This is a genomic window from bacterium CG_4_10_14_0_2_um_filter_33_32 (assembly GCA_002792735.1).
In the GTDB taxonomy this organism is placed as follows: Bacteria; Patescibacteriota; CPR2_A; order CG2-30-33-46; family CG2-30-33-46; genus CG2-30-33-46.
Genome location: PFOW01000015.1, coordinates 1 through 11728, shown reverse-complemented (window position 1 = coordinate 11728; position 11728 = coordinate 1). Strand labels below are relative to the sequence as shown.

At 32.5% G+C, this 11728-nt stretch carries 11 protein-coding genes and 1 tRNA gene; 10 read left to right on the top strand and 2 right to left on the bottom strand.

Going from position 1 to position 11728, the window contains the following annotated elements; all coding sequences use genetic code 11:
- Positions 1-77: 77 nt before the first annotated feature.
- A complete protein-coding gene (locus COX95_01245) occupies positions 78-545 on the bottom strand; it encodes an SsrA-binding protein (protein PIZ86481.1) in 468 nt (155 codons plus the stop codon).
- Positions 546-758: 213 nt separating this feature from the next.
- Here COX95_01245 and COX95_01240 point away from each other — a divergent pair, with 213 nt between their 5' ends.
- Entirely contained in the window at positions 759-2402 is a 1644-nt protein-coding gene (locus COX95_01240; protein PIZ86480.1) for an arginine--tRNA ligase, read from the top strand.
- Between the two features lie 5 nt (positions 2403-2407).
- On the opposite strand, the gene COX95_01235 is transcribed toward COX95_01240, so the two are convergent.
- Entirely contained in the window at positions 2408-5221 is a 2814-nt protein-coding gene (locus COX95_01235) for a hypothetical protein (GenBank protein PIZ86479.1), read from the bottom strand.
- Between the two features lie 124 nt (positions 5222-5345).
- On the opposite strand from COX95_01235, the gene COX95_01230 reads away from it, so the two are divergent.
- The 9 genes from COX95_01230 (at position 5346) to COX95_01190 (ending at position 11728) form a co-directional block, all read left to right on the top strand.
- The gene (locus COX95_01230; protein PIZ86478.1) at positions 5346-6527 is read left to right on the top strand and encodes a tyrosine--tRNA ligase; all 1182 of its coding nucleotides are present in this window, start codon (positions 5346-5348) and stop codon (positions 6525-6527) included.
- A 15-nt stretch (positions 6528-6542) separates the two neighbouring features.
- The gene (locus COX95_01225) at positions 6543-7265 is read left to right on the top strand and encodes a hypothetical protein (GenBank protein PIZ86477.1); all 723 of its coding nucleotides are present in this window, start codon (positions 6543-6545) and stop codon (positions 7263-7265) included.
- On the top strand, positions 7258-9309 hold the full coding sequence (locus COX95_01220) for a DNA helicase RecG (GenBank protein PIZ86476.1): 2052 nt from the start codon (positions 7258-7260) through the stop codon (positions 9307-9309). Before COX95_01225 ends, COX95_01220 begins: the two co-directional genes overlap by 8 nt.
- Positions 9306-9839: a 16S rRNA (guanine(966)-N(2))-methyltransferase RsmD gene (gene rsmD, locus COX95_01215; GenBank protein ID PIZ86475.1), complete on the top strand. Its 534-nt coding sequence runs from the start codon at positions 9306-9308 to the stop codon at positions 9837-9839. The genes COX95_01220 and rsmD overlap by 4 nt, the downstream gene beginning before the upstream one ends.
- Positions 9840-9903: 64 nt before the next feature.
- The gene (locus tag COX95_01210) at positions 9904-10119 is read left to right on the top strand and encodes a hypothetical protein (protein ID PIZ86474.1); all 216 of its coding nucleotides are present in this window, start codon (positions 9904-9906) and stop codon (positions 10117-10119) included.
- A 27-nt stretch (positions 10120-10146) separates the two neighbouring features.
- Positions 10147-10638, top strand: coding sequence for a hypothetical protein (locus COX95_01205; protein ID PIZ86473.1), 492 nt, complete (start codon positions 10147-10149; stop codon positions 10636-10638).
- Positions 10620-11042 (top strand): hypothetical protein, encoded by a 423-nt coding sequence (locus COX95_01200; protein ID PIZ86472.1) that lies wholly within the window; start codon positions 10620-10622, stop codon positions 11040-11042. The genes COX95_01205 and COX95_01200 overlap by 19 nt, the downstream gene beginning before the upstream one ends.
- Before the next feature lie 108 nt (positions 11043-11150).
- On the top strand, positions 11151-11558 hold the full coding sequence (locus COX95_01195; GenBank protein ID PIZ86471.1) for a hypothetical protein: 408 nt from the start codon (positions 11151-11153) through the stop codon (positions 11556-11558).
- A gap of 93 nt (positions 11559-11651) precedes the next feature.
- Positions 11652-11728: transfer RNA gene (locus COX95_01190), tRNA-Leu, on the top strand.

Here is an 11728-nt window from a genome sequence, read left to right as displayed (position 1 = left end):
ATATGCATATTGGAAACTCCTTAGTTATTTGCAGGAGTCTCAAATGTTTCGTAACTTATTCAGTTGCACAAAATGTTTTATATTTTTATATTTTTATAATTCCGTCTTAAACTTCTTTCCAGCTCACGTTTTTTTATAGTTTCTCTTTTGTCGTATTTTTTCTTCCCTCTGGCCACGGAAATTCTAACTTTTATAAGATTTTTTTTAAGGTAAATTTCGATAGGGATTAAAGATGTTCCTTTAGTCTGTAATTTACCAATAAGTTCGATAATTTCCTTTTTCGACAATAAAAGCTTTCTGGGTCTTTCCGGCTCAAAGACTTGTCCTGATTTGTAAGGTGATATATGCGTTCCAACTAACCATACTTCACCGTTTCTAGCACTAACATAGCTTCCTACTAGTTGGACTTTTCCTTCTTTTATTGATTTTACTTCTGAGCCAATCAAAATTATACCTGCTTCATATGATTCAAGAATTTCATAATCGAAATATGCTTTTTTATTTTTAGCTAATATTTTTCCCATAGATTTATCCTGTTTAGAAATAGTCAAAATCATAACATTAAGCTAAGTAAAAAGAAAAATTTCTAACGGGATTTAAATTACTACCATTTCATTATACAATTTATCCCGCACTTTTTATATGAACGAATAAAACAGAATCTGTTATAATACTGCTAGAATATAATTTTTGCGTTTGAAGATAGGGGCACTTAAAATGCTGGATTTAAATAGTAGTTAAAAAATTATAATAAATATATGAAAGAAAAAATACAAAAACTTTTAGAAAAAGCTTTAGATAAAGCTATTAGCAAAAAAAGTCTTAGTAATAAAGAAAATATAGAAGTAGCTGAATCTCTTCCTCAATTTGGTGATTTTTCTTCAAATATTGCTTTCAAGCTTTCGGCAAAAGAAAAAAAATCGCCACAAGATATTGCTAAAATCATTTTAGATAATTTTCCTAAAGACAAAGATATTAAAAATATTGATATCGCCCCAAATGGTTTTATTAACTTTACCATTTCTAATCAATTTTATTTATCAAAATTAAAACATATCTTAAATAATAAAACTTTCGGTAAAAGCAATATTGGAAAGGGTAAAAAGATTATCCTTGAGTATTTATCAGCTAACCCAACTGGTCCATTAACAGCCGGCAATAGTAGGGGTGGTTTTATTGGTGATGTTTTAGCCAATATTCTGCAATTTTTAGGGTATGGTATAACGCGCGAATATTATATAAATGATTACGGAAAACAGATAGAAACTTTAGGCAAATCAGTGGAACTTAGATACCGAGAATCATTAGGTAAAAAAGTTAAATTTCCCAAAGATATGTATCCAGCCCAATACATTATAGATATAGTAAATGAGATAAAAGATAAAGATGCAGATAAATGGCTTAAGAAAAACATTAAAGAGAGGACTAAGTATTTTTCTGATTTTGCTATTGATAGAATAGTTAACGAGATTAAAAAAACCTTAGTACAAGCTGGCGTTAATTATGACAATTGGTTTTCTGAAACAAGTCTTCATAAATCTGGTTTTGTCAAAAAAGCAGCAGAAGATCTGATCAAGAAAAAATTAACCTATAATAAGGGAAAAGCTATTTGGTTTAAAGCAAAAGAATTCGGCGACGATAAAGACCGGGTAATCGTAAGATCAAACGGGGAGCCGACATATCTTTTATCTGATATTGCATATCATCGAAACAAATTTACCAGGAGGTTTGATAAAGCGATAGATATCTGGGGGACTGATCATCATGGATACATTAAAAGACTCCAATCCGCTTTAACCGCTTTTGGTTTTAAAAACCGTTTAGATATTATTCTTAATCAATTTGTAAACTTAAAGGAAAACGGTAAAGAAATAAGAATGTCTAAAAGAAAGGGTACATTTGTTACACTTCAGGAAGTTCTGGATATGATTGGTTCTGATGCAGTTAGATTTTTCTTTATCTCAAAATCAAATGATACCCATTTAGATTTAAACATAAATTTAGTTAAGGAAAAGAGTCAACAAAATCCATTGTTTTACAGCCAGTATGCCAATGCTAGGATAAACAGTGTTTTAGAAAAAATAAATCAGAAGGAATTAAAATTAGATTTTACTAAAATCAATCTAGAATCATTAACTAGTCCTTTTGAGCGGGTATTAATTAAAGAACTAATTAGTTTTGAGGACGTGGTTTTATCAGCAGGGGAGAAGTATGAGCCATATCGTTTGATCCATTATCTTATATCATTGGCAACAGCTTTCCATGCTTTTTACGAGAAAGAAAGAATAATTATCGATGATAAAAAAACAAGACAAGCCAGAGTTGCTTTGGTTATAGCCTGTAGGAATATTTTTAAGAATGTTTTTAGATTGATAGGTATATCAGCGCCTAAAAAAATGTAATTATTTTATCCAGATAAATCGATTGTGTTACTAGTGATAGTTCCTTTATTAGTTGAGGCTTTTGCATATACTGATTTATATTCAGATGTAGAACCAGACCATACATATTCGCCGTCACTTCCGGTAGGTGTCATACTATCAGCGACAACACTATCGTTATTTTTTGTAAAATAAAGCATTACATCCGAAGCTGTTGCTTCTCCAGAAAGAATAGCCTTAATAGATGTAGAACCTACTATAGATAAATTTAAAGTTACACCAGGAATACTGCCGCTGCCGGATACATATACAGAATTAGAATCCTGGCCATAATTAGCTCCCTTATCTTTTACTTTTGCTGTGATTCTATGTGAGCCAGCCGATGAAGGGGTTATAGATACTATATATGGTGATGATGAATCAGTGCCTACTAAATCATTGTCTAAGTAAAATAAAACTTTATTAACGCCAAGCGGGGCACTTGCAATAGCCGTAGCAGTTACAGAATCGCCAAGATCAATTGTGTTTGAGCTTAACGATAAAGAAACTGATGGTTGGTTACCAACCCCACAAAGAGTTGTATATTCAGTCGGTAAAACCATTGTGCCGTATCCATGGCTTCTGGCCCATCTGGATATTGGCTCCATCCATTGTGTATAAGCCTTATCGCCGGGTGGAATTTCTGCTTGAACTTGAGGGGTTTTGATAATTTTTATAACATCATTTGGGCAGTCTTCAGTAGCAAGTTTTCCATCCAGTCTATTTATTTTATATGTTTTGCCTTGAGATTTCTCCAGGTTATACCAAGAGGGGAATTCATCTGTAACGGTTTCTGATCCTTGCATGGGTTTTTTACCAGTTACTTTATCAATGGTTATTGTTCTAATCCCTGGTGGTTTCTCAAATTTTTCAATTGTTGTGCCGGCTAGGGTTTTACTCATATAATCATTCCAAATTCCAGCAGCAACAAAAGATCCGTCAGCACCTTTACTCATAGATTTACCGTCATTATTACCTACCCATACGCCGGCAACCAATGAAGGTGTATAGCCAATTGTCCATGCATCTTTCCATTCTTGAGTTGTTCCGGTTTTGGCGGCTACAGGTCGGTTTTTTAAAGTTAGGGGGCTGTTAGATCCAAATATTGGAGTTCTTGCATTATTATCAGAGAGAACGCTAGACATAAGATATGCTATTTGCGGGTCAATGGCTGTTTTGCCTTTTTTGTCTTTGTATTCCTCAATAACTTTTCCTTTAGAAGTTTCTACTTTTAATATTGGAGTAACATCTTTTTTCTCGCCTTTGTTTGCGAATACGCCATAAGCACCAGCCATATCTAATAATTTCACTTCACCACTACCTAATACTAGTGATAGTCCATAATGAGAAGGGTCTTGATTTAAAGTAGTTATTCCCATATCGTGAGCGGTATTTATAGTATCTTTTACTCCCGCTATGTACAAGGTTTTAACTGCAGGTATATTAAGTGATTGGGCTAGAGAGGCTCGCATTGTTTGAACACCATGTTCTTTTTCATCATAGTTTTCAGGGCAATATGTCTCTTTGTTCTTACAGTCCTTAATCCCAATAGTAAAACTTGTTTTAAGGTCAAACATTGGCATTCCTGGTCCATATTTATCTTTTTTCCAAGCGGTGGCATAAGCAAAAGGTTTAAAAGATGATCCAGGTTGTCTGTCTCGTATTGCTATATTTACATTACCATCTATGGAATCATCGAAATAATCAAAAGAACCCACCATTGTTAATATTTGTCCTGTTTTTGGATCAATAGATGTTAATGATGCATTTGATCCACCGTATTTTTTGACTTTAGTAGTACCTTTAGCTATGGCTTCCTCGGCTATTTTTTGTTTTTGGGGATCAATAGTAGTTGTTATTTTAAGACCACCTTCTTCAACTAGTTTTTCGCCGTATTTTTCAACTAGTTTTTCTTTTACATACATTACAAAATGAGGATAGGTGATACTTTCTTTTTTTCTTGTGAAGGTTAATTTCTCATTTTGTGCACTTTTTGTTTCTTTTTCTTCAATATATTCTTGCTTAACCATTTCATTTAATACTAAATCTTTTCTTTCCAATAACTTATCTTTATGACTTCCGAAAGGTGAATAATATGTTGGCGCTTTTGCCATTGCAGCAATTGTTGCACATTCTGGAAGACTTAGATCTTTTGCACTTTTGCCAAAGTAGGTTTTGGCGGCTGCTTCAATGCCGTAGGCATTTGATCCGTAAGGTATTTCATTAAGATACATTTTTAAGATATCGTCTTTTGAATAAATAAGTTCTATTTCAATAGATAATATTAGTTCCTTTATTTTTCTTGATAATTTCTTCTCTCTTGTCAAAAGTGCGTTTTTCACAAACTGTTGAGTGATGCCACTGCCGCCTTGGGACATGTCTTTGTGTATAAGATCATAATAAAGTGCCCGTCCATATCCTTTGATGCTAAAACCCCTATGTTTATAGAATTCTCTATCTTCAATTGCTATGGTTGCATTTTTGATATTTTGAGGCATTTCATTAAAAGGAATAACGGTTCGATTTTTATCGCCGTGAACCTCATATATAAGGTTTCCTTCCCGGTCTAGGATTTTAGTTGATTCAGATAGAAGTCTGGAATTTATTTTATTAGGGCTAGGTAAATCTTTGGCAAACCATGCGAATAAAAGCAAAGCAAAACTGAAGAAACCAAAAAAAGAATATAGTATAAGTTTCTTTGCATTTTTCCAGGTAATGATTCTACCTGCTTTTTTGAGAATGTTTTTCTTTTTTCTTTTGTCTGGATGATCAAGCCTGACTAGGCTTTTCTTTTTATCCATTTTTCTACTTTCTTTCGTTAGGATTATAGCAAACAAACACTAAGAAATCAAAACGATTTTTTATCAATTAGTTACAACTTTTTAATGCGTTATTTCTTTGGTATAATTATAAAAAGGAGTTTATATGGTTAGTAATGAATTATTATCTAGGGGTATTGAAGAGATATTTACTAAGAATGAGCTGAAAAAGGTTCTATCGTCCAGTAAAAAAATTAAAATTTATTATGGTGTGGATCCTTCTGGTTCAATCATACATCTTGGTCATGCTGTTGTCTTGAGAAAATTGAGAGATTTTCAAAAATTGGGGCACAAAATTATTTTTTTGATAGGAGACTTTACCGGGATGATAGGTGACCCCACGGATCGCAATGGAATGCGTAAGCCATTGATTAGAGAGCAAGTTTTGGAAAACGCTGAAAGTTACAAAGAACAGGCATCAAAATTTTTGAACTTCACCGGTAAAAATCCGGCAGTTATTAGATACAACAGCGAATGGAACGATAGAATGGATTTTAAGAAAATTATTGAATTATCTGCTCATTTTACTGTTCAACAATTGCTTCAAAGGGATATGTTTGAAAAAAGGATTAAAGAAGACAGACCGATACATCTTCATGAGTTTTTATATCCAGTAATTCAAGGTTATGACGCCGTAGCCCTTGACGCTGATGCTCAGTTTGGCGGCACTGATCAAACATTCAATATGTTAGCCGGCCGGCAATTAGCCAAACAGTTAAATAATAAAATCCATACAGTATTGACGTTTAAATTACTTGAAGGTACTGACGGCCGTAAAATGTCTAAGAGTTTTAATAACTATATAGGCGTAATTGATTTACCTTTTGATATGTATGGAAAAATTATGTCCATGAAAGACCATTTAATTCCGCAATATTTAACTTTGGCTAGCGATATGTCTATGGCTAAAGTAAATAAATTGATTAGAGAATTAAATGAGGGCGCTAATCCGAAAGATATTAAAGCGAAACTAGCCTTTGAAATTGTTAAGGAGCTACATAGCGAAAAAGATGCCAAGAATTCAGAAATAGAATTTAAAAAAGTCTTTGCAAATAAAGAAATTCCTTCCGATATTCCTACTTTTAGCATAATAAAGAAAGAAATGAAGTTGATTGATCTTCTTTTATCTTTAAAACTTGTTCAAAGTAAATCTGATGCACGCAGATTAGTGGAGCAAGGCGCTGTTGATGTTGATGGAACAACAATTTACGAAAAAGAAGAATTATTAGTGCCTCATAAAGGAATGATAATCAAAGTAGGCAAGAGGCGTTGGGCAAAAATCATTTAAGTATTATAGGATAATATGATTAATTTAAATTTTTCGGCGGTAGTATTCGCAATAGATACTTTGATATTGGCTCTTTTTGTATATCGAATACGGATAGTATTGAAAAAAGAAAATATAGATCCTCGATTACCGGAAAATCAATTATCTACTGATAGCCGGCTAGCTAAATATTTTTACGGAACAATTTTGATATTGATGTCATCTTTCTTTGTTTTTGCTTGTGATCTATTCTTTTTCTATTCGGATATGTATTATTTTATTTTTTATAAAATAATTGGTGATGGTTTATTGTTTGCGAGCTTTGCTTATGGTGTTAATATACCTCTTAGTCTAAAATTTCCTCAGATCAATAAACGATTAGTAGTTATTGTTTTGCTCATCTTTTCTTTTTTGCTTGATATATACCAAGTTTTTAATCCACCTCGTCCCGAAATAATAAAAGGGGTTATATTTTGGAACTTAGATTTATCTGTTTCTTTGAGCATGTATATCTTTGGTCTTATCGCTTGGCTTCCAACCGGTATCTTATTTCTCAATGAAGGTATAAAAAATAAAAAATATTTTATAAAGCATCTTCTTCTAGGGTTAAGTTTCATTATAATCAGCTTAACTGGTCCTCTAATGCTGGTGACAAAAAGCATAGCATTGGTTATTATGTCTCAAATTGCCATGACTGTTGGTTATTTATTATTATTTTTCGGGATGTTTTATAGAAAATCCTCCCATAAAAATGATTGATTTAAATAAAGAAGTAAGATTTTTAAAGGGGGTTGGTGAATATAGGTCAAAGAATCTTCAAAAACTTGGCATAGTAACAGTTGAAGATTTAATCTTTTATTATCCTAGAGTTTATAGAGATTTTTCTAATATTGTAAAAATAAGTGATGTAAAATTAAATCAAAAAATATCTGTAAAAGTAAAAGTGTCTCAGATAAAAAACCACCATACAAGAAACCGCCGTTTTTTTATAACAGAGGCGTTAGTTTCTGATGAAACAGGAACACTAAAAGTTGTTTGGTTTAACCAATCTTATTTAACAAAAAATATTAATGTGCAAGATAATATTTTGTTGGCAGGCAAATTAGAATTAGATAAGGGAAAAACATTTTTAAAAAATCCCGAATATGAAGTTTTAAGGGGACAAAATTTAGAGACAAAGCATCTTGGTAGGATTTCTCCTGTTTATCATGAAAATTCAAGAATAAGTTCCAAGTGGTTGAGGAGTTTAATAAAGCCGCTTTTGTCGGAGTTTGAGATAGCGGATTTTTTGTCGGAAGAAATTAAAAAAGCAAAAAATTTTCTAGATTTAAAAGATGCTCTTTTGAATATCCATTTTCCCAAAAACAATGATTATCTGCTGAAGGCAAGACAGAGATTGTCATTTGATGAAGTTTTTGTTCCGCAATTTTCAAGTGTTGTCGCTAGGGAAAAATTAAGACAGGAAAACAGTCCTTCGATAAAAATTGATTTAGGGCTTGCTAAAAAAATGATAGATAATTTACCATTTAAGCTTACTGTTTCTCAAAAAAAAGCAGTTTGGCAAATCATAAAAGATATTGAAAAAAATCGTCCAATGAATCGTCTTCTTGAAGGCGATGTTGGTTCTGGTAAAACTATTGTTGCCACTATTATATTATTTCTTGTTTCTTGTACCGGATATCAAGGTGTGTTAATGGTTCCGACTGAAATTTTAGCTTGGGAACATTTTTCTAAAATAAAAAGCTTCTTAAAGGATTTTAAATTAAACATAGAAATTTTAACTAGTTCATCTAAAGCCAAGGAAAAGAAATTAGTGCTAGACAAGCTTAAACGGGGAAAGATTGATATTTTGATAGGAACTCATTCTCTAATTGCCGAAAAGATAGAGTTTAATAACCTCGGCTTATCTGTAATTGATGAACAGCATAGATTTGGGGTTAAACAAAGAAAGGCCTTAAAAGAAAAAAATCAGAAAATTACACCACATTTTTTATCTATGACTGCCACGCCGATTCCCAGAACCTTTGCCTTGACGGTTTATGGTGATTTAGATATTTCTATACTCAAAGATATGCCAAAAGGTGAAAGAAAAGTTAAGTCTTTTTTAGTGCCCTCAAAAAAAAGAGCAGATGCTTATGAGTTTATTAGAGAAAAAATCAAAAAAGGAAAACAAGCATTTGTAATCTGTCCGGCTATTCTAAAGAATGATAAGTTTGGAATAAAAGCGGTAGAAGAGGAATATGAACGTTTATCAAAAGACATTTTTAAAGAATTCAGAGTTGGTTTGCTGCATGGAAAAATAAATGCAGACGAGAAAAAAATGGTTTTGGATAATTTTCGAAAAGGATTAACAAAGATATTAATTGCTACAACTGTTGTGGAAGTGGGTATAGACATTCCTCAATTGACAATTATGATGATTGAGAACGCAGATAGGTTTGGTTTAGCGCAACTTCATCAGCTTAGGGGTAGGATAGGGCGCGCAGGTGAGCAGTCTTTTTTTATGCTATTTACTGATTCAAAGAATCCTCAAACTATTGAGAGATTGAAAATGCTAAGTAAAATCACGGATGGATTCAAACTTGCAGAATATGATTTGTCTCTAAGGGGGCCCGGTGCAACATTCAGTATAAAACAATCAGGCTATGTAGAATTTAAGCTAGCTTCTTTCACTGATTATGATTTAATTAAAGATGCGAAGGAGATGGCAGAAAGTATTATAGCCAAAGATCCTTCGTTAAAACGTTATCCATTACTTAAAGAGAAAATAAGATCAATAGAGGAGATAGTTCATTTAGAATGAGAATTATAAGCGGTATAAAAAAAGGATTTATAATAAAAGGTCCTCCGACTGTCAGGATTGAAAACTTGAAACCGATGCCTGATAAAGTTAGGGAATCTATTTTTAATATTTTGGGTGGTTGGATTGAGGAAAAACAAGTTTTGGATTTATATGCTGGTACTGGCGCAGTTGGATTAGAAGCATTGAGCAGAGGTGCTGTAAGTGTAGAATTTGTTGAAAATAATAAGAAAACTTCAATACTTATAAAAGAGAATCTTGAGAAGCTTGGGTTTACGGAAAGGGTTTATCAAGAAGATGCGCATCTTTTTGTTAATCATACGGGCGAAGCCTTTGATTTGATTTTTATAACCCCTCCGCATAAGGAAATAGATTTTAAAGTTGTAGAAGCCGCAGGAAAAAAACTTAAACCCCAAGGGATTATTGTTTTGGAGTCTGACAGCAGAACAGAAGTTCCTTTATTTGAAAATCTAAAACAGTTTGATCAAAGAATTTACGGCCGTCTAAAAATAACTTTTCTACAATCTAAATAATTTGTTCTTTTTTGACTGATAATATAAAATTTGTTGGTGCACTTTAAAAAAGAAGGTGATATTTTTGTTTAAGCAAATAGATAGAGGAGTATATGTAATTTCTAGAAGGGAAGCTTTATCTAGGAAATATAGGGAAATAAAATCTGGGAATTCTCATTTTTATAGAGATAGAGAGCGTATTTTGGATTGTCCTGTTTACAGGGCATTGGAAGATAAAACACAAGTTTCAAGGATTGGATATTATGATTGCGGAGATACCGCATTAATGCCTACTATTTAAAGAACAAGATTAACTCATACCGGTTCTGTGGATCTTAACAGTGAAAGATTAGCCGATAGCCTTGGATTAAATATCGATTTGGCAAGAGCCATTGCTAATGCTCATGATTTAGGGTATGGTCCATTCGGTCATGTTTTCGAGAGAGAAATGGATTCTATTTTTAAAGAGTTAGACTATAAAGGGTTTGATCATAACGAGCAATCGTTCAAGGTTGTTGAAAAGCTTGAACAATATAGTCCTTATTTTGACGGCCTTAATCTTACAAAGGGAGTTATTGACGGGATTAAAGTAAAGTGTCCTGGCACTGAATATCTAATTTTGGAAGGTCAGCTAGTTGATTTAGCGGATACTATATCTTATTTGTCTGATGACATAGAAGATGCTTTATATCTTGGTTTTTTAAGTCTTGATGACTTTTTGGATAACTTGTTAATGGGAGAAGTGCTGTTATCTGTAAAGCAAGAAATAGGAAGCGAAATTAATATGAAACTCCGTTCAAAATACATAAAAAGCATTTAAAAAGAAAGCTCCGCCAAAGTATCTATAGAGCAAGCAAAAAGCAAATCGATAAGTATAGAAATTATCTAGAAAAAGGATACTTTATTTATACAGAAGGCAGATTAATTAATGTTGAATTAGATATAGGGATAGAACTAGATAATTTAAAAAAATTACTTTTTGAAAAATATTATTTTCATAAAAAAATTATCCAGCACGAAGAAAAATTTCGATCTGCTGTAAGAGATGTTTTCTTTTATTTAATAGGGGATATTTCGATGATCCAAAGAAAAGAGTTTTTGATTGAAATGTATAGAGATAAAGATGTTAACATCTACGTAAAAGATTACTTAGCCTTACTCACCGAGAAAAATTTTTGGCGTTTACACGCACTAATTAATAAATACCTAACCGCTTGCCGCTAAGCGGTTTTTCATAATTATAAAAAGATCTGATAGAATTTAATAAAAGGATAAAAAGTCATTGACAGATAGGCCATTTTATGATAATATTTAGTTCATTTTAGGAGTATTATGCATTTAAAGAATTTTATTAAAGATCATTCAACTTATATAGGAATTGTCTTAGTCCAAGTGATTTTAATTGGTGCTGGATTTGTATTATTAAGTACGGTAACAAAAAAACCTTCAATAACAGCCTGCAGCACTACTAGTGATATAATTGAAAATCAGAAGGAAAGCTTGAAACCAGAACCTCAAATAACCGCAACTAGTACAGAGCGGGAATTAGTAGTTAATATTAATACTGCTCCACCAGAAGAGCTAGAATTACTTCCTGGCATTGGTGGTTCTATTGCCCAGAAAATAATTGAATATCGGGATCAGAATGGGTCATTTAAAACAATTGAGGATATAAAAAACATTTCAGGTATAGGTGATAAGAAATTTGAAGATATGAAGAAGTATATCGTTACTCAATAATTTTATTAGAAATTTTTATTTAAAAGCCTCTAAAAGAGGCTTTTAAATTTATAAATAAATGCTAAAATTATAAAGTAATTTAATTATTAGGCCGGGGTGGCGGAACTGGTAGACGCACTAGCCTTAGGAGCTAGCGGTCGAAAGACCATGGAGGTTCGAGTCCTCTCCCC